This is a genomic window from Microbacterium sp. SORGH_AS_0505, assembly GCF_030818715.1.
GTDB lineage: Bacteria > Actinomycetota > Actinomycetes > Actinomycetales > Microbacteriaceae > Microbacterium.
The window spans coordinates 251,286-269,241 of the sequence record NZ_JAUTAT010000001.1; the positions used below are offsets into that span (position 1 = coordinate 251,286).

A 17,956-nucleotide genomic window follows, 5' to 3' on the forward strand; every position below is an offset into this window, starting at 1 on the left:
GTTCGGGTGGATGAGTGGTGGGCGGTGGGAGGTCAGGCGGCGGCCTCGGCGGCGCAGTCGCCGCAGAGACCCCAATAGGTCACCTCGGCCGCGGCGATCCGGAAGCCGTGGTCGTCGGCGGGGTGCAGGCAAGGTGCCGCGCCCACGGCGCAGTCGACGTCCTGGACGCGGCCGCAGGAGGTGCACACGAGGTGGTGGTGGTTGTCGTCGACACGGAGCTCGAACAGCATGGGCTGACCGGCCGGCTCGATGCGGCGGACGATCGCGGCATCCGCGAAGTCGTTCAGCGCGTTGTAGACCGACTGGCGGCTCGCCTTCGGCAATGCCCCCGCGACCTCGGCGAAGACGGCGTCCGCGCTCGCGTGCGGGTGGGCGGCGAGCGCGGCGAACACCGCCAGCCGGGACTCGGTCACCCGCAGACCCGCGTCGCGCAGGGCGCCGGCGGGGTCCAGGGTGAGATCGGTCATGGACTCAGCCTACGCCTTCTTTTGATCCGATCAAAAGAGACCTGCGCCGGGCGTGTCGGCGTCAGTACCGGTAGTGATCGAGCTTGTAGGGTCCCTCGACGGGCACGCCGATGTACGACGCCTGCTCCTGCGTCAGCTGCGTCAGCTGCACGCCGAGGGCGGGCAGGTGCAGGCGCGCGACCTTCTCGTCGAGTGCCTTGGGCAGCACGTACACGCCCGTCGGGTACTCGTCGACCCTCGTGAACAACTCGATCTGCGCGAGCACCTGGTTCGTGAACGAGGCGCTCATGACGAACGACGGGTGACCGGTCGCGTTGCCGAGGTTGAGGAGGCGCCCCTCCGACAGGACGAGGATGCTGCGCCCCGTCGGCAGACGGTACTCGTGGACCTGGGGCTTGATCTCGACCTTCTCGACACCGGGCAGCGCCTCGAGCGCCGCCATGTCGATCTCATCGTCGAAGTGACCGACGTTGCCGACGATGGCGAGGTGCTTGAGCGCGAGGAGGTGATCCACCGTGACGACACGGGTGTTGCCCGTCCCGGTGATGACGATGTCGACCTGGTCCGCGACATCCTCCAGACGGGCGACCTGGTAGCCGTCCATCGCCGCCTGCAGGGCGCAGATCGGGTCGACCTCGCCCACGATGACGCGGGCACCCTGGCCGCGCAGGGCCTCGGCGGCTCCCTTGCCGACGTCCCCGTACCCGACGACGAAGGCGACCTTGCCGCCGATGAGGACGTCGGTGGCGCGGTTGATGCCGTCGGGGAGGGAGTGTCGGATGCCGTACTTGTTGTCGAACTTCGACTTCGTGACCGAGTCGTTCACGTTGATGCCGGGGAACAGGAGCTTCCCGTCCGCGTGCAGCTCGTAGAGACGGTGGACCCCGGTGGTCGTCTCCTCGGTGACGCCGAGCAGCCCCGCCGCCAGACGGGTGAACCGCTGCGGGTCGCGCGCGAGGCTGCTCCGGAGCGTCTCGAGGACGATGCGGTACTCCGCCGAGTCCGTGTGCGCGACATCCGGCACCGCACCGGCGGCCTCGAATTCGACGCCCTTGTGAACGAGCAGGGTCGCGTCGCCGCCGTCGTCGAGGATCAGGTTCGGGCCGTCGAAGCCCTCGTCGGACCAGTCGAAGATCCGGTCGGCGAGCTCCCAGTACTGCTCGAGCGTCTCCCCCTTGAAAGCGAACACCGGCACGCCGGCGGGCTCGGCGACGGTACCGCTCGGCCCCACGACGACGGCTGCGGCGGCTTCGTCCTGCGTGGAGAAGATGTTGCAACTGGCCCATCGGACCTGCGCGCCGAGGACGACGAGCGTCTCGATGAGGACGGCGGTCTGCACCGTCATGTGCAGCGACCCGGCGATCCGCGCACCGGCGAGCGGACGGCTGACGCCGAACTCCTCTCGGAGCGCCATGAGTCCGGGCATCTCGTTCTCGGCGAGGCGGATCTGATGACGACCGGCCTCCGCGAGCGAAAGGTCGGCGACGACGTGTTCGATGGTCTTCACGGGAGTGGGCACGCGCCCATCCTCCCACGCGGGGTCAGACGCGGAGCGTCTCGTGACGGACGACGACCCACCCCTTGGGAACCGACATCCTGCCGGTGTGGATCGCGCACAGATCGTGCGCGTGGGGGTCGTTTCCGGCGCCCAGCGGGCCGAGGACGGCCATCTGGTCGCCGTAGTCGTAGGTCAGGGTCGTCACGGCCTCACGGGCGCAGCCCACCTTGGAGCAGAGTCTCTCGAGCATCGGGTCCACGCTATCCGCGCGCCCCCACGGTGCGGGGAGGCCGCGCCGGTCTCAACGCACCCCGCGGGCCGTCAACGCGTCCCCGAGGTCGTCTGCGTGACGCAGCGCGAGCACGAGGAAGGGAACCACGAACACTCGGATGCCGCAGGCCCCCCGCGCGCGCTGCGCATCGCGCACTTCGCGAGCGAGACGGGCCAGCGTCGGCACCGTTCCGAGCGCGACGACGAGCAGGAGCGCGACGCGGGAGGCATCCACACCGACGATCCGGAGCGGTCCCAGCGCCCGCTCCACCACGTCGAGGAGCGCGGCGACCGGAGTCGTCAGGGCGAGGAGCCCGGCGAGGGCGACGGCGGCCACGATGCGGACGGTGCCGACCGTCGCCGCCTCGACACCGAGGAAGATGCACGGGATGCCGAAGGCCACCACGACGAGCCAGCGGAGCACCCACACCTGACGTCCGAGCTCACCCATGCCCACTCCGGGGACGACGTAGCAGACGACGCAGACGCCGACCGCGACGGCCGCGGACGGCCACGCCGACGGCAGGAGCGAGACGCCGAGCGCAAGGAGCAGGAGGAGCAGCGCCTTCGGCCCCGGCGGCATCCGGTGCCAGGGACCGGAGCCGGGGCGGTACAGGCTCAGCATCGCCAGCTCGCGGCGTAGCCCGCGACGACCTCGTCCGCGACGCCCACCTGGGCGATGCGCCCCTCATGCACCCGGACGGCGACGTCGCAGCGCGCCGCGAGGTCGAGGTCGTGCGTCACGACGACCAGGCGATGCCCGCCGTCGGCGAGCAGGTGCCCCGCGACGATACGGGCGTTCCGACCGTCGAGGAACGCCGTCGGTTCGTCGGCGATCACGAGGCCCGGATGCCGGACGAACGCGCCGCACAGGGCGAGGAGCTGCTTCTGACCACCGGACAGCTCGTAGGCGGGGCGATCGGCGAGCTCCGCGAGGGCGAACCGCTCGAGGGCGGCCGCGACACGCGCGTCGCGTTCCGGCCGGGGCAGCCGGTCCGCACGGAGGGAGAAGGCGACGTCCTCGGCGACGGTCGGCATGACGATCTGCGCATCGGGATTGCTGAAGACGATCGCGGTGCGGGAGCGGAGCGCCGCGGCATCCGTCACCGTGTCGAGACCGAAGACCTCGACACGTCCCCGCGTCGGCCGCACGAGCCCGCCGATGAGGCGGGCCAGCGTCGACTTGCCCGAGCCGTTGTCGCCGACGACGGCGACGGTCCGCGCATCGAGCGCGAGGTCGACATCGTGGAGGACGTCGGTGCCAGCCAGCCGAACCGAGACACCGGCGAGTCGGACGGCGCTCGTCACCGGACCGGCGCCGCCTCACGCGGAGCGGTCGCACGCGGCGCCCAGGTGCGCCGGAACGCACGCGGGTAGCCGCGGACCAGAGCGCCGACGACGACGGTCGCGATGATCGCCTTCGCGAGGTCACCGGGCACGAACGCGAGATTGGCGAGGGCGGCTTGATCGACGCCGATCCGCATGATGACGCTCTGGAGCGGGATGCCGCAGGCGTACACGGCCACGACTCCGCCGAGGAAAACCCCGAGGAAGGTACGCCACCACACCGGTCGACGCTCACCGGCGTGCACGATCAGCCCGATGATCACGACGCCGACGAGCCAACCGATCAGGTAACCCGAGGTCGGCCCGACGAAAACGGCCGCTCCGCCGCGCCCGCCGGCGAGCAGGGGCAAGCCCAGGGCGACGAGCGCCAGCAGGGTGGCGACGGACACCGCGCCGACCAGCGGCCCGAGGATGGCACCGGCCAGCATGACCCCCAACGTCTGCGCGGTGATGGGCACGCCGCCGAAGACCGAGAACGAGCCGGGTAGTCCGAGGACGGCGATGACGCCGGCGAAGACCGCTGCGCGCGCGAGGTCGGTCGTGTCCAGACGCGGAGTCGGGCGTGGGTGGGTCATCTCATCCTCCTGAACGGCGTTCACGTGAACACTGTTCAGGTAGGGTAGCCCCATGACTCCCCCGGACTCAAACCGGTCGCCCCGTCCCGCGCGAAGGACACGAGAGGACGTCGTCGACGCGGCGGTCGACCTCCTCGATCGGGTCGGCCTGCCCGACCTCTCCATGCGGCGGCTCGCCGACGAGCTCGGCGTCCAGCCGAGCGCGCTCTACTGGCACGTGGCCAGCAAGCAGGAGCTGTTGGCGGCGGTGAGCGCGCGCATCCTGGCCCCGGTCACCCTTCGTCCGTCGGATCCGGACGACCTCGCGGAGGCGGCCGTCACCCTCGGCCACCGCCTGCACGATCGGCTCCTCGCCCACCGGGACGGCGCCGAGGTCGTCTCGAGTTCGCTGGCGCTCGGGCTCGTGGCATCCCCCCTGCACGAGGCGCTCTCCGGCTGGGAGGAGTCCGCCACCGCCGACGTGGTCGCCGACGCGATCACCCACTACGTCGTCGGGATCACGTTCCACGAGCAGCAGCGCCGATCAGCGGATGCCTGGGGTGCGGCCGCGCCCGAGGCGACTGTCACCCCCGCTTCCTTCGAGCACCCCGCCGACGACGCCTTCTCTGCGGCCCTCGCTCTCATCGCCGGCGGCATCACTGTCTGGCAGGACGGCACCCGGCGGCCCGCCGACGCCTAGGATGGCGTCATGCGCAGCAAGGTGGACCCGTGAGGCGACGTGCGCGCACAACCGCCCGCCCCGATCGGCACGGTCGACACGGCCGTCTGGACCGCAGCTCCGTCGTCCGCCCGCCACTCCCCGCCATCGAGACCCGCGCCGAGAAGTTCGACCTGACCGTCACGACGGCCGTCGAATTCCTCCGGAGCGCCTGGCCCGAACTCCGGGAGGTCCGCTTCGACATCGGGTGGATGCCGGACGCATCCGATGACGACGGCATCCCCCGCTGGCAGGTCCAGGGCGAGCAGAAGCGGATCATCCTCTTCCGCCTGCCGATCGAACGGCTCGCGCGACTGCACCGCAACGACGATCTGCACCGCCGCATGATGATCGAGAGCTGCGTCTTCCGCGCCGCAGCCGAGTACCTCGACCGCGACCCGTGGGACCTGGGTCCCGACCGTTTCCGGTTCTGACCGCGACGGACCCTGCTCCGGCGGGCGTCAGCGAGGCCGCACCACGACGGGCGCGGCGGCCGCGTCCGCGGGGAGGACGGGATAGCCGGCGATCGCATCGGGCGCGGAGAACGTGACGCTCGCGCGGAGGGTGCCGCCGGCCGGATCCAGCCGGTAGAGCTCGCCCGCGCGCAGGTCGACCGACGCCGATCCGCCCGCCGGAATCCGGACCTCGCTCGGCTCGCCGGCGCCAGCGGCGCCGGTGAGGACCGCCGCGACTTCCTGCGCTCCCGGGTTGACGATCGCGAGCTGCGGCTGCGGTCCCTGCGCGACGGCGAGGAGCGAGGGGACCCGGATGTCGTCGGCCGTGCCGTACCAGGCGAAATCGGATCCGGCATCCGCCCCGGTCGAGGCGTGGGCCGAGGCGACGACGGGAGCCCCGGCGTCGATGTCCACGCGGTACCGTCCCGGGGGCAGCCTCTCCATGTCGATCTCGAGCGGGACACCCGCGGTCACCGCGAGATCGTTGAACGACGCCGCTGCCGTTCGCCCGCCGACGGGCGTCACCGACACCGACACCGTGGTGTCGTCGGAGGGCGCCAGCACGCGGACGGCGGTGTCGGTGGGCTCATCGCGTTCGCCGACGACGCTGAAGGCGGGGATCGTCTGCTGCGTGCGCGGCAGGCCCGTCGCACCCCCCTCGTCCACGCCGACCGGCACGAGAGTGCGGGTGAGGCTCGATTGCAGCACCGCCTGGACAGGGGCCTGCGTGGCCGAGACGAGGACGACCGGGCTGGTCTCGCCGAGCGCGAGGGACGCGAGCGGGACGATCCGCTGCTGCTGCGGCGGAATCAGAATGCCTGCGCCCGCCTCGGGTGCCGTCCGACCGCCGGACGCGAAGACGGTGAGATCGACGCGCGCAGCGACGTCCCCAGGATTGGCGATGACCACCAGGTCGGCGGCGCCCGTGAGACCGCTGCCGGCGGAGAGCCACGTCTCCATGGCGGGCGGCGTGCACGCCGACGCGCCGAAACCGGCCAGGTCGTCGGCGTTCACGCGCGACGATCCTGCCGCAGCGAGGTCCGTTCGCACCCTTTCGACGGGAACCGCGGAGAACGACAGGGCCGGCGGACCGTCGGCCACCGCCGAAGCGACCTCACCCTGCGCAGGCGCGGCATCCCCCGCAGCGGTTCCCGCGACGACGCTCTGCGACGCGGCGACCTGGACGGCGGCGGCATCATCGGTGTTCCGGCCCGCGGCGAACAGCGGTCCCGTGCAGGACAGCAGCGATGTCGCCGCTTCGGGACGGGTCGTGAGCGACAGCGTGGACCGGTCGACCTCGGGCAGCGGCGTGGTCACGAGGAAGAGGGTGCCGACGACGACGAGGACGCTGACCACGCCCCCGACGCCCCGACGGATCCGGCGGGCGGTCGTCACGAGCTGCTCCTCTCCGCAGCGAGCGCATCGCGCTCACCGATGATGCGCGGGTGACGTCGTCCCGCGCGCAGGCTCGCCCGAGTCGGGACCGCCAGCAGCAGCGCGATGACGATCACGCCGAGTTGGAGGAGTGCCACCCGGAGCGTCGTGGGGCCTGACGCGTCGTCGACAGTGCGCTCCGCGATGGCACCCTCCACGCTCCACAGGACGCCGCGGGCCGTCTCGCCGACGCTCACGAGGTCGGCCCGCTGGTTCAGCAGGTTCTGAGCACCCAGTCGGCCCGCTCGGGCGAGGTCGCTCTCGCGGGGCGCCCGCTCGAGGAGCACGTAGGCGATCCCGTGGTTCGCGAGGGTGGACACGACATCGCCGCCGGCCGTCGAGACGAGGTCGGCCGTCACGTGGGCGAGCTCGCGGTCGCCTGCGGTCAGGTCGGGGCGTGTGGACTGCAGCGTCGTCTGTCCGCCGAGGGTTTCGCTGGCACCCCAGACCACCGCCGCCGAGTAGGCGGCATCCGGCTGCACCGTGAGGACGAGCGTCGCAGTCTGTTCGCCGTCGCGCTCCCCTTCGCTGCCCGCGGTCTGGACGTACGCCGGCAGGGTGCTCGTCGGCCCGTCGGTGAGTGCGGCATCCCCTCGGACGACGGCGGTCAGCGCGGGCACCGCGCCGACGGCGAGGAAGGCGATGATCACGGACGCCGCCACGGGAACGAGGGCGTCGACGCGGCGCAGCCCGTCGAGGCCTGCGACGGCGGCGAGGACGAGGCCGGCCCACGCGAGCGAGAGTCCGCTCCCGGGCCAGATCGGGACGGAGCCGGACATCCCGACCGTCAGAGCGACACCCGACCCCGCGACCGCGGTCGCTACGCCGAGGACTCCCGCCACCAGAGCGACGGATGCCGGGAGTAGGCGACCGAGGACGGGCCCGAGGAGCGCGAGGACCACGACGGGAGCCGTGAACGCGGCGGCCCACCACGCGCGCCCGTCCTCGCCGAGGAACTGCGCCCATCCGACCCCGTCGGTCGACGGGTAGCCGAAAGCGAAAAGCGCCTTGGGCAGCAGACCGTCCGGGTCACCCGAGACGGCGAGCGGACGCCCGGGATCGGCGAAGACGGCGAGCGCATCGCCCACGCTCAGGTGGTACCAGCAGAGGGGGAGGAAGACGGCGACGGACGGCACGACGAGCCACGCGATGCGACCGGCTCCACGTCCACGGCGGGTGGCGATCGCCAGTCCGAGCCCCACGAGCCACAGCACGATCAGCGCGGGCCCCAGGGAGGGCGCGCACGCCACGACCACCACCAGGATGATCGAGGCCAATCCTGCGCTGCTCCACGAGCGACGCGCGGCGAGCGCCGTGTAGACCAGCCACGGGAGCGCGAGGTGGAGGATGACCGCGGCCGGCCGACCCTCGACGAGGGCGGCGAGGAACATCGGTGCGACGGCCCACGCGAATCCCGCGGCGGCGCGGAGGACGGGACGCGCGGTCACGCGCGTTGCAGCGAACCAGCCGCCGAGCGCCGCGAGCGGCAGCGCGAGGAACCACAGGATGACGAGGGCCCGGGACGGGGCGAGGGGTGACAGCGAGCCGATCACGGCCACGACCGAGGCGAACGGATCGGCGGGACCCACGGTGTCCCACCCCAGCGCTCGCGGACCGTAGGCGGCATCCGTCCACAGCGCGAGGACGCCGCTGCGCAGCGGTGCGAGTCCGCCGCCGCCGAGGACCGGCCAGGCCAGAAGCGCGCCGAACGACAGAACCGACGTCGCGAGCGCGCCGAGGACGAGCCATGCCCCTCCCCCGCTGAAGAAGTGGAGGTCTTCCCTCGGCGTCGCCGCGGCGTCCGCCTCGTCTTCGAGGCGCTCGCGGAGGTCGCGGCGTCCGATCCGCAAGGACGCGAGCGAGGACCACGACGCCGACCGGTGCCGGCGGATGGTGCGGCGCGCACGCACCACGGACGCGAGACCGAACAGGACGGAGAACGACGCCACCCACTCCGGCCCGATGCGACCCGGATTCTTCGCCAGCAGGTGACCGAGAGTCCGCCAGAGCGCCAACGGGAGAAGACTCAGCCAGTGGAACGGAACGGCGAGGGCCGGCGCGTACGCCATCCGGCGGTGCAACTGCGCCTTGCGTTCGGCGTACTGGCGACGCCCGCGAGCCCCCGCGGAGCGACCCGCGGGCGCGCCGGCGACACCGTCGCCCGCGACGGCCACGAGCGCGGTGGGAGCGAGCGCGACGCGTCCCCCCGACAAACGGGCGCGGATGCCGAGATCGAGCCCTTCATCCGCACCGGCGAGGCCCGGGTCGACTCCGCCGAGGTCGCGCCACACCTGCGAACGGACGAGGACGCCTCGGATGTCCGACCCGAGGACGTCTTGACCGGTGTCGTGCTGGCCTTGGTCGAGTTCCCCGTCCGCCAGGCCCACCGTGCGGCCGGTGCGCGTCACGGTGACGCCGAGGGAGACGATGCGACTCGCGTCATCCCACGAGACCAGTTTCGGTGCCGCCAGGGCGACGGACGGCGCGGTCTCCAGCGCACCCGCGAGCCGCGCGAGCGCGTCCGGGGCGGGAGCGGTGTCCTGCGCGAGCAACCAGACGGCGTCTCCCGACACACGCCGACTGGCGAGCCGGAGCGCGTCGGCGAATCCGGTCGCACGCCCCGTGACGATGACGGCTTCGGCGCCGGATTCGGAGGCCAGCTTCTTCAGCGCCTCGTCGGGGCCGCACAGGACGACGGTGAGCGCGTCGACGCGCCGCGTCTGGGCGGCGAGCGCGCGCAGGGTGCGGCTCAGGTGGAGATCCGTGGGGCCTCGTCCGTGGGGGCGGACGACGAGGATCGCGTGTACTCGGGCGGGCATGACCAGGTCAGCCTAGGTCGCGCACCGACCGTCGCGGGGAGGACGGACGGGGTGGCGCGGATCGCGTCAGGAAGCGTGTCGCTTGAGCTTGCGGCGCTCGCGCTCGCTGAGGCCGCCCCATATGCCGAACCGCTCGTCGTTCTGCAGGGCGTACTCCAGGCACTCCCCGCGGACGTCGCAGGAGGTGCAGATCCGCTTCGCGTCCCGCGTGGATCCGCCCTTCTCCGGGAAGAACGCCTCGGGATCGGTCTGCGCGCACAGGGCGTCGGCCTGCCACGCGAGCGCCGTGTCCTCATCGGTGTCGATGCGCCGGCGGACACCGGGGACCCCGAGGTTCACCGGGTCGACGAACCAATTCTCGGGAACGCCGGAACGGTAACCCGTCATCTTGCTCTCCCACCTGTAGACACTCGCCGCGGTGCGGCCGATGCCTAATTACACCCGTGTGATTCGCTCCGGTCAAGTCGCAAATCGTAAACCCTCAACCCGACATTGAATCTTCTTGAGGTCACCGGCGTGTCGCGACCCTCACCGGCGGCGACCGGGCTGCGCGATGTAGACGACGCCGACGCCCTCCACGGTGAGCGAGTCCTCGCCCTGGGCGTAGGCTGCCGCGCCCGACACGAGGTCGACGCGCTGTTCGTCGCCGGCCACGGACACCGCTCCGGCGGTCGCGAGCACGATCGCCGGGCCCTCGAGCGCGATCTTCCGGGACGTGCCGGTCATCCGATGACGCGTCAAGAGGAAGTCGGGCACCCCGGCGTCGAAGACCTCCCCCGCCTCCTCGTCACCGCGGGGCGCGAGGACGGGAGCGTCCGCGGGCTCCGTGTCGACGATGCGCATGAGCTCGGGGACGTCGATGTGCTTCGGCGTGAGCCCGCCCCGGAGGACGTTGTCGCTCGCCGCCATCAGCTCCACGCCGAGGCCGTCCTGATAGGCGTGGAGGACGCCCGCGGGGGCGAAGACGGCCTCACCGGCACGCAGCACGACGAGGTTCATGAGGAGCGCCACGACGATGCCCGCGTCGCCCGGGAAGTCCCGGACGATGGCGCGGAGGACGTCGATCTCCTCCTCGAAGCCGGGAACGTCGGCATCCCGGATCGCGGCGGACACGTCCGTGACGATGTCGTCCGCGCGCCCGCTGAGGACCGCTTCGATGACGGCGCGCAGCGCGTCGGCGGGCGCGGCGGCGGTCAACTCGTGCCGAAGTCTCATGACGCCGGATGCTTCGCCGAGCCCCGCGAGCAGACGGTCGGTGTCCGCCACGGGACGCAACCCGACGAGGGCGCGGAAGCGCTCGCTCAGCGCGACGATGATCTCCGGCTTGTGGTTGTCGTCGCGGTAGACGCGCTCCGCCGCGTCGCGAGGGACGCCTGCCGCTTCTTCCGCGGCGTAGCCCGCCTTCGCCTGGGCGAGGTCGGGGTGCGCCTGGATGGACAGCGATGACGACGCCGCGAGGATCTTCAGCAGGAACGGGAGCGGCGGCTCACCGGCGTGCGTCCTCGCATCAGCGAGGGTCCGCCCGTCGCCCAGGATCGCGGGGCTCCCCGGATGGTCACCGAACCAGACCTCGGCCTCGGGCGTTCCGGTGGGCGTCCGCCCCTGCAGCTCGGGGATGGCGGTGGGAGATCCCCACGAGTAGTCACGGGGGGCGTTCGCAAGCGTCTCGAGCACGCGATCAGCCTAGGGCGTGAGGCGGAACGCACGGGGGCGCGCGATACCCTGCTGTCACCATGGCCGTCCACTCCTCGCACCCGGTCTCGGCGCCGCCGGCTGCCCCGCCGCGTGAGCGGACGAGCCACATCCTGTTGCGCGGCTGGTGCATCGCCCTGTTGATCGTCACCCTTTCGGGGACCGCGCTCCCCCTCGCCTTCGGCGTCCCCGTCGCGGCAGCCATCGGCGTCGTCAGCTTCCTCGTCTCGGTGATCCTCTGGGCGACGATCCGTCCCCGCGTCCAGTGGCCGCGACTGCCCTGGTACGCGCTCGCGTACATCGTGTGGGCGCTCGCATCGATCCTCTGGACGCACTGGCTGGAAGCCACCTTGACGACGGTCGCCCTCCTGATCGTCACGACCGTGGGCGCACTGTTCGTCGGGGCCGTCCTGACGTGGCGCGAAGTCGTTCGGGCACTGGCATCCGCTCTGAAATGGATGCTGGGACTGTCCATCGTGTTCGAACTGTGGGTCAGCCTCATCTGGGACGGCCCGATCCTGCCCCACTTCGAGCGCCCCGCGGGACCGGTCCCCGATCCCATCGTCCTGTGGTCTCGCGACAACCTCCTGGACGGCGGTCGCATCCAAGGGATCTTCGGCAATTCGAACGCCCTCGCGTATGTCGCCCTGCTGGCGATCGTCGTGTTCGCCATCCGGATCGCCTCGCGCGCACCTCGACGACCCGTGCTCGCTCTGTGGTTGGTCCTCGCCGTCTTCCTCTTCGTTCGGGCGGGGTCCGCGACCGCCACGCTCTCGGCCGTCGCCGTCGGGGTCGTCCTCATCACGGTCCTCGTCATGCGGACGACCACGCGAGCCGGCGAGCGCACCCGTTACTACCTGGCTTACGGCATCCTCGCGGTGGGAGGCCTGCTGGCCGCCTGGCTGCTGCGGGACCACGTCTTCACCGCGCTGGGACGATCGAGCGACCTCACGGGACGCGAGTCGATCTGGGAGAAGGTCCTCGCGCGAGCGGTGGAGCACCCCGTCATCGGCTGGGGGTTCTCCACCCCGTGGATCCCTACCGACCCCGCCTTCGACCGGTGGATCATCGACCACGGTCAGACCGTCATGCAGGCGCACAACATGTGGGTCGACGTCTTCCTCCAGCTCGGCGCCGTCGGGATCGTCCTCATCGCCGCCGCCTACGTCGCCTTCGTGTGGCGGTCCTGGTTCTTCGCCATCGACCGACCCCGATGGGACCTCGTCAGCGACCGGCCCTACACCGCCGTCACTCTACTCCCGACCCTGACCGGGGCGATCCTGCTGGTGCAGGGCCTCGCGGAGTCGACACCCCTCCTGAACTGGGGCTGGTTCCTGCTCATCCTCTTCGCCTTCAAGATCAAGCAGGCCCCGCTGGTCGGAAGAGGTCCCTCGGAGGAACGGCTCATCGGCGAACAGGGAGACAGGCCACTCGAGCGATGACGACGCTGCGTGCGCTCCCCCGCTGGACCGACCTTCCCGGTTCCGCCGACTTCGCGCGCGCCTTCACGGTGACCGTCCTCGCGAGCATCGCCGGAAGCCACGCCATCGAGAGCCTCGCCGGGAGTGCTGCGCTCGTCAGTATCATCGCCGCCGAGAGCATGATCGCCGTCGGCATCCTCGTCGCGCGGCGCCGCGAGCTCTCGGCGCTGCGGCTGATCCCTCTCACTCTGGTCGCCTTCCTCCTGTGGACGCTCGCGAGCGCCTTCTGGAGCACGGACCCCGTCGAGAGCTTCTTCCGCTGGCTGTCTCTCGCCGCGCTGGCGCTGCTCGCCGTGACCATCGGTCACATCCGGGACACCTTGCAGACCGTGCGCGCCGTCGGCGACGTCGCTCGGTTCCTCCTGATCGTCTCGCTGGCTGTCGAGATCGCCTCCGGCATCCTCTTCGACATGCCGTTCACCTTCCTCGGCGTCCGCGGCGACATCGCCGACCTCGGCCCGATTCAGGGCATCTTCGGCACGAGGAACATGCTCGGGTTCTTCTGCGTGGTCGCCCTCGTGACGTTCATCGTGGAACTCCGGACCCGGTCGGTGCGCACAGGGGTCGCCGCCCTGTCGATCGTCCTCGCGAGCGTCCTGGCGCTGCTGTCCGCATCGCCGACCGTGTTCGTGCTCGCCGCAGCGGTCTCGGCGCTGACCGGGGTTCTGTACCTCATCCGTCGGATCCCCGACGCACACCGCACCCGCGCTCAATGGATACTCGCCGTTGTCGCCGTCATCGGCGGGTCGGTCGCGTGGGGGGCGCGTTCGCCGATCATCAACCGGCTCGGAGCAGCCGACGACCTGTCCCTGCGCACGAACCTCTGGCGCTTCGTCGAGTTCTACGTGCAGCGCCAGCCCGTGCAGGGCTGGGGCTGGTTCGGCCCCTGGGATGTCCGCGAACCGCCTTTCGCCGTCATCAACTGGCTGCTGCGGGACAGTCACACGACGGCACTCAACGCGTACGTCGACGTGCTCCTCCAACTGGGCTGGGCCGGCCTGGTGGTCTTCGTCGCCTTCTTCGCTCTCACCTTCGCCCGATCGTGGGTGGACGCCAGCCGCCGCCGCGCGGCCGTGCACGCCTGGGTCCCACTCATGGTGGCCACGCTCGCGGTCGTCTCGATGTTCGAGAGCTTCACGCTGTTCGGCATCGGCTGGCTCCTTCTGGTGATCTGCGCAGTGCGGGCCGGACAGTCGCGGTCGTGGCGGGAAGCCTTGGATCGGCGTGCAGTTCCGCCGGGGCTGCCGCTCGCCCCGGGAGGGTCCAGGCAGGCCGGGTAGGATCATCGCTGGCCCCGCAGTCCGGTGCGCCGCGCCGCCAACACGGAGAGATCACTTGACCCACGTCCTCGCCAACGTCGTTTTCCCCGTCGACCGCGACCCCGACATCCTCCCCCTCTACCTCGACCCCGAGACGTGGTCGACCATCGAGGGCGAAGGCGTCCGCGTCAGCGCCAACGCGCAGCTGGGCGACGTGCTCGACAGGCGTCGCGCGCGCATCGCCGCGGGACGCCGCATGTCGTTCGCGACGTACTTCAACGCCTTCCCCGCGTCGTACTGGCAGCACTGGACGTCGGTGCGACGCATCCGCCTCACGGTGGAGCTCTCGGGCGAGGCCACCCTGCTCGTCTACCGGTCGAACGGCGGGGGCATCCGCCAGCGGATCGTCACCCACGAGGTGTCGGGCGAGTCGACGACCGAGGTCGACCTCGATCTGACGCAGTACACCGACGGCGGGTGGATCTGGTTCGACGTGGTGGCCGATACGCAGGACGTCACGTTCCGCAGCGGGATCTGGAGCACGGATCAGGAGCCCGCTCGAGGCGGCAAGGCGTCGATCGGCATCACGACGTACAACAAGCCCGAATACTGCGTCGAGACCCTGCAGAGCCTGATCGATGCGCCCGACGTGCTCGAGAACATCGACCGCATCTTCGTCATCGATCAGGGCGACAAGCGCGTCGACGCACGCGAGGAGTACCCGGCGATCGCCGAGGGCCTCGGCGAGACGCTCCAGGTCATCACCCAGCCGAACCTCGGCGGTTCGGGCGGCTTCGCCCGGGCCATGCTCGAGACCCTCGATCGTCCCGACAGCGACTTCGTCCAGCTCCTGGACGACGACGTCCGGATCGAGCCCGAAGCCCTGCGCCGATCGATCGTCTTCGGCCGCTTCACGACCACTCCCACGATCGTCGGCGGGCACATGTTCGATCTGCTCGATCGCCCGAAGCTCCACGCGTGGGCCGAGGTCGTCGACGACAAGCCCTTCATGTGGCGGAACCTGTTCCAGGAGCGGATGCCGCACGACTTCGGCGCCCAGAACCTGCGACAGACGCCGACGCTGCACATGCGGATGGACGCTCATTACAACGGCTGGTGGATGTGCCTCATCCCCATGGAGACCGTTCGCGAGATCGGCCTCTCCCTGCCGGCGTTCATCAAGTGGGACGACGCCGAGTACTGCCTCCGCGCGGGTGAGGCCGGGTACGCCACCGTCTCGCTGCCGGGCGTCGCGCTGTGGCACGTGTCATGGCTCGGCAAGGACGACGCGATCGACTGGCAAGCGTATTTCCACGTGCGCAACCGCGTCGTCGCGGGCCTCCTGCACTCCCAGACGCCGCGCGGCGGCACGCTCATCCGTCACAGCCGCCGCGTCGACATCAAGCATCTGATGATGATGCAGTACTACCCGACGCACCTGCGCGCCGCCGCCCTCCGAGACGTCCTGTCGGGCCCGGCCCACATGTTCCGGTCCTTGGACACGGCCATGCCCGCCGCACGGACGGCCGCCTCGCGTTTCCCCGAGACGACGGTCCATAAGGACGTCGACGCGATCCTGCGCTCCCGCAAGGGCCGTCAGGTATTCAGTGTTCCCCGCCGCGCCGAGCGTGACAGGGTGAAGGACACGTCATCGAGCCCGACCGGCATCCTCCTCCGTGCATTCACCGGTGTCTCGCTCGCGTCGCACTGGTTCCACACTCCGAAGAGGGTCAACCTTCGTACTCCCGAGGTGGAGTTCGGCAAGGGCGACGCGAACTGGTGGCGTATCCCCCGGTATGACAGCGTGCTCGTCAGCGCCGCCGACGGCAGCGGAAAGCAGATCTACACCCGCAACCGCGCACTGTTCCGCAAGCAGCTGGTGGAGAGCGTGATCCTCCACCGGCGTCTGCAGCGCCGGTGGGCCAAGCTGGCGGCGCAGTATCGCAAGGCGCTCCCCGGCCTGGTCTCACCCGAGGCCTGGCGCCGCGTGTTCGAAGAGAACAAGTGAACGCCTCGGAGCGGCGCCCGTCGGCACAGGAGACGTTCGACCCCGCCTCCGCGACGATCGCCATCGTCACGTACAACCGTTCTCACCTGCTGACCCGGCTCCTCACGAGTCTGACGTCGCTCGACCCGAAGCCGGGGCACGTCGTCGTCGTCGACAACGCTTCGGCGGACGACACGGCTGAGGTTGTCGAGTCCTTCCGCGACAAGCTCGGGACGCAGCTCGTATATCGACGCCTCGAGACCAACACGGGTGGGTCCGGTGGATTCAGCGAAGGCATGCGCGTCGCCTACGAGCTCGGATCCACATGGATGTGGCTGATGGACGACGACGTCGAGGTCCTCCCCGACGGCCTGGCGAAGATGGGGCGCTGGGCGCCCCGGTTCCGGAGCATCCAGGGCCGCCGCTACGACTACGACGGCAGCGAGTTCTACTGGCAGTACCGCGTGGCAGAGCGCATGGGCATCCCGATCCCGTTCGCTCCTGCCGGCTTCACGGAATCCGGCTACAAGGAGATGAACTCGGGATGCTTCGAGGGGATGTTCATCCACCGCGACATCGTCGAGCGCATCGGCCTCCCCGACCCGCGGTTCTTCATCTACTGGGACGATCAGGTCTACGGATGGCTGGCCTCACGGCACACGACATCCGTCATCGTCGACGAATTCGTCCTGCGGCGCACACGTGAGATCAAGCAGTGGGACATGGGCATCCGGCACATGAACGCGTCGAGCAACGCGTACCGCTACTACATCATGCGCAATCGCGCCCTCATCAAGCAGTACTACCGCGTCCACGGCATCTACAACCCCGTGCTCTTCGGTCTCGGCACGACGCTGACGTTCGGCAAGGAACTGATCCGCCTGCTTTTCGTCGAGCGCACCGTCCGTGGGACGAGCAACCTCGTCCGCGGTCTGCGCGACGGCGGACGCATCGCCCGCGACCGCACGTGGCAGCCCATGCCTCCTCTGGCGAGCGCCCCATGACTCGGCGTCTGGCCGTCGTCGCGCACTTCAATCCGACCGGTCGTGTAGCAGATCACGTCCTTCGTCAACTCGATGTCCTCGTGGCGGCGGGTCACGAGGTTGTCCTCTCGACAACGACCCCGGTCAGCGGAAACGATCGGGCGGAAGTGCTGAGCCGCGCTCGGATCCTCCACCGTCGCAACGTCGGGCAGGACTTCGGTTCCTGGCACGACGTCCTCGCGGCCTGCGACTATGGCGCTGACTACGAGGACGTTCTTCTCACCAACGACTCTTACGTGAGTGTGATCGACGACCTGGCGAAGATTCGGGCGACGATGACGTCACGCGGCGCTGACGTATGGGGAATGACGAAATCCTCGCGCCATGCCGAACACCTGCAGAGCTACTTTCTGTACTTCCACCGGAAGGCCGTCGCGTCGCCCGCGTTTCGAACGTTCTGGAAAACGTTCCACGCTGCCCCGGATCGTCGCCGCACGATTCTCGAGCACGAGATCGGAATCAGCCGGACCATGCGGGAGGCGGGATTCGCCCTCCAGGCGTACCTGCAGCCCACTCGCGAGGAGCGTCTCCTGGCGAATGCGCGCACGCTCCATCAGCTTCGTACGCGCCGCGACGTCTATCCGCGCCGGTTCCAAGGCCTGGAAGACCTGTTCGATCACACGAACGTTGCCGATCCCGATGAGGCGGATAAGTCGAACTGGGCCGCTTCCCTGGCCGACCTTGTCCTCGACGACAGGAGATTGCCTCTCGTGAAGATGGACACGCTGAGGTTCGATCCTTATTGGCTCGATTCGGCTCGGTTGCTGCGCGCATGCGAGCGGCGCTTCCCCTTTGAATTCGATGGAGTTCGACGCTACCTTCGCGACTCGGCATTCGCGTACCCCGCTCGCCCTGACGAGAACTACAAGCCCGCCCGAGTACCGAAGAGTGAGCCCTCGTGGATCGGGTACCGCGCCCGTTAGACGACGACG

17 protein-coding genes are annotated in these 17,956 nt (G+C 70.2%); 7 read left to right on the forward strand and 10 right to left on the reverse strand.

The window, feature by feature from the left end:
- Positions 1-32 precede the first annotated feature (32 nt).
- From QE428_RS01325 to QE428_RS01350, 6 genes are all read right to left on the reverse strand, one after another.
- Positions 33-467 carry a Fur family transcriptional regulator gene (locus QE428_RS01325; protein WP_133400148.1) on the reverse strand — a complete coding sequence of 145 codons (435 nt, stop codon included), beginning with the start codon at positions 465-467 and terminating at the stop codon, positions 33-35.
- Between the two features lie 61 nt (positions 468-528).
- A complete protein-coding gene (ahcY, locus tag QE428_RS01330; RefSeq protein WP_307462292.1) occupies positions 529-1,986 on the reverse strand; it encodes an adenosylhomocysteinase in 1,458 nt (485 codons plus the stop codon).
- Between the two features lie 22 nt (positions 1,987-2,008).
- Positions 2,009-2,215, reverse strand: coding sequence for a DUF3499 family protein (locus QE428_RS01335; protein ID WP_036313226.1), 207 nt, complete (start codon positions 2,213-2,215; stop codon positions 2,009-2,011).
- Positions 2,216-2,266: 51 nt separating this feature from the next.
- The gene (locus QE428_RS01340; RefSeq protein WP_307462296.1) at positions 2,267-2,860 is read right to left on the reverse strand and encodes an energy-coupling factor transporter transmembrane component T; all 594 of its coding nucleotides are present in this window, start codon (positions 2,858-2,860) and stop codon (positions 2,267-2,269) included.
- Positions 2,854-3,543: an energy-coupling factor ABC transporter ATP-binding protein gene (locus tag QE428_RS01345; RefSeq protein WP_307462299.1), complete on the reverse strand. Its 690-nt coding sequence runs from the start codon at positions 3,541-3,543 to the stop codon at positions 2,854-2,856. The genes QE428_RS01340 and QE428_RS01345 overlap by 7 nt, the downstream gene beginning before the upstream one ends.
- Entirely contained in the window at positions 3,540-4,157 is a 618-nt protein-coding gene (locus QE428_RS01350) for a biotin transporter BioY (protein ID WP_133400151.1), read from the reverse strand. Before QE428_RS01350 ends, QE428_RS01345 begins: the two co-directional genes overlap by 4 nt.
- Before the next feature lie 52 nt (positions 4,158-4,209).
- On the opposite strand from QE428_RS01350, the gene QE428_RS01355 reads away from it, so the two are divergent.
- Positions 4,210-4,836, forward strand: coding sequence for a TetR/AcrR family transcriptional regulator (locus QE428_RS01355; protein WP_133400152.1), 627 nt, complete (start codon positions 4,210-4,212; stop codon positions 4,834-4,836).
- A gap of 29 nt (positions 4,837-4,865) precedes the next feature.
- Positions 4,866-5,288 carry a metallopeptidase family protein gene (locus QE428_RS01360; RefSeq protein ID WP_172824683.1) on the forward strand — a complete coding sequence of 141 codons (423 nt, stop codon included), beginning with the start codon at positions 4,866-4,868 and terminating at the stop codon, positions 5,286-5,288.
- A gap of 27 nt (positions 5,289-5,315) precedes the next feature.
- Here QE428_RS01360 and QE428_RS01365 read toward each other — a convergent pair whose 3' ends face one another.
- The 4 genes from QE428_RS01365 to manA all read right to left on the reverse strand — a co-directional run bounded on the left by QE428_RS01365 (position 5,316) and on the right by manA (position 11,236).
- Positions 5,316-6,704, reverse strand: a complete 1,389-nt coding sequence (locus QE428_RS01365; RefSeq protein ID WP_091355861.1) for a DUF5719 family protein — start codon at positions 6,702-6,704, stop codon at positions 5,316-5,318.
- The gene (locus QE428_RS01370) at positions 6,701-9,562 is read right to left on the reverse strand and encodes a glycosyltransferase (RefSeq protein WP_307462307.1); all 2,862 of its coding nucleotides are present in this window, start codon (positions 9,560-9,562) and stop codon (positions 6,701-6,703) included. The genes QE428_RS01365 and QE428_RS01370 overlap by 4 nt, the downstream gene beginning before the upstream one ends.
- 66 nt (positions 9,563-9,628) lie before the next feature.
- Positions 9,629-9,949, reverse strand: coding sequence for a WhiB family transcriptional regulator (locus QE428_RS01375; protein ID WP_083199396.1), 321 nt, complete (start codon positions 9,947-9,949; stop codon positions 9,629-9,631).
- A 141-nt stretch (positions 9,950-10,090) separates the two neighbouring features.
- Complete coding sequence (manA, locus tag QE428_RS01380; protein ID WP_307462313.1) at positions 10,091-11,236, reverse strand: mannose-6-phosphate isomerase, class I; 1,146 nt, start codon at positions 11,234-11,236, stop codon at positions 10,091-10,093.
- A gap of 59 nt (positions 11,237-11,295) precedes the next feature.
- Here manA and QE428_RS01385 point away from each other — a divergent pair, with 59 nt between their 5' ends.
- The 5 genes from QE428_RS01385 to QE428_RS01405 are packed head-to-tail and all read left to right on the forward strand — an operon-like array spanning position 11,296 to position 17,947.
- A complete protein-coding gene (locus QE428_RS01385; RefSeq protein ID WP_307462316.1) occupies positions 11,296-12,696 on the forward strand; it encodes an O-antigen ligase family protein in 1,401 nt (466 codons plus the stop codon).
- The gene (locus QE428_RS01390) at positions 12,693-14,015 is read left to right on the forward strand and encodes an O-antigen ligase (RefSeq protein ID WP_307462319.1); all 1,323 of its coding nucleotides are present in this window, start codon (positions 12,693-12,695) and stop codon (positions 14,013-14,015) included. The genes QE428_RS01385 and QE428_RS01390 overlap by 4 nt, the downstream gene beginning before the upstream one ends.
- A gap of 55 nt (positions 14,016-14,070) precedes the next feature.
- The gene (locus tag QE428_RS01395; RefSeq protein WP_307462322.1) at positions 14,071-16,002 is read left to right on the forward strand and encodes a glycosyltransferase; all 1,932 of its coding nucleotides are present in this window, start codon (positions 14,071-14,073) and stop codon (positions 16,000-16,002) included.
- A complete protein-coding gene (locus tag QE428_RS01400) occupies positions 15,999-16,985 on the forward strand; it encodes a glycosyltransferase (RefSeq protein ID WP_307462324.1) in 987 nt (328 codons plus the stop codon). Before QE428_RS01395 ends, QE428_RS01400 begins: the two co-directional genes overlap by 4 nt.
- Positions 16,982-17,947, forward strand: coding sequence for a rhamnan synthesis F family protein (locus QE428_RS01405; protein ID WP_307462326.1), 966 nt, complete (start codon positions 16,982-16,984; stop codon positions 17,945-17,947). The genes QE428_RS01400 and QE428_RS01405 overlap by 4 nt, the downstream gene beginning before the upstream one ends.
- Positions 17,948-17,956 lie beyond the last annotated feature (9 nt).

What these genes read in the sequence shown, in the direction of transcription:
- QE428_RS01385 (WP_307462316.1), top strand. Translation starts at nt 11,296, where the DNA reads ATGGCCGTCCACTCCTCGCACCCGGTCTCGGCGCCGCCGGCTGCCCCG.
- QE428_RS01405 (WP_307462326.1), top strand. Translation starts at nt 16,982, where the DNA reads ATGACTCGGCGTCTGGCCGTCGTCGCGCACTTCAATCCGACCGGTCGT.
- QE428_RS01340 (WP_307462296.1), bottom strand. Translation starts at nt 2,860, where the DNA reads ATGCTGAGCCTGTACCGCCCCGGCTCCGGTCCCTGGCACCGGATGCCG.
- QE428_RS01325 (WP_133400148.1), bottom strand. Translation starts at nt 467, where the DNA reads ATGACCGATCTCACCCTGGACCCCGCCGGCGCCCTGCGCGACGCGGGT.
- QE428_RS01370 (WP_307462307.1), bottom strand. Translation starts at nt 9,562, where the DNA reads ATGCCCGCCCGAGTACACGCGATCCTCGTCGTCCGCCCCCACGGACGA.
- QE428_RS01390 (WP_307462319.1), top strand. Translation starts at nt 12,693, where the DNA reads ATGACGACGCTGCGTGCGCTCCCCCGCTGGACCGACCTTCCCGGTTCC.
- QE428_RS01375 (WP_083199396.1), bottom strand. Translation starts at nt 9,949, where the DNA reads ATGACGGGTTACCGTTCCGGCGTTCCCGAGAATTGGTTCGTCGACCCG.
- QE428_RS01350 (WP_133400151.1), bottom strand. Translation starts at nt 4,157, where the DNA reads ATGACCCACCCACGCCCGACTCCGCGTCTGGACACGACCGACCTCGCG.
- QE428_RS01355 (WP_133400152.1), top strand. Translation starts at nt 4,210, where the DNA reads ATGACTCCCCCGGACTCAAACCGGTCGCCCCGTCCCGCGCGAAGGACA.
- QE428_RS01335 (WP_036313226.1), bottom strand. Translation starts at nt 2,215, where the DNA reads ATGCTCGAGAGACTCTGCTCCAAGGTGGGCTGCGCCCGTGAGGCCGTG.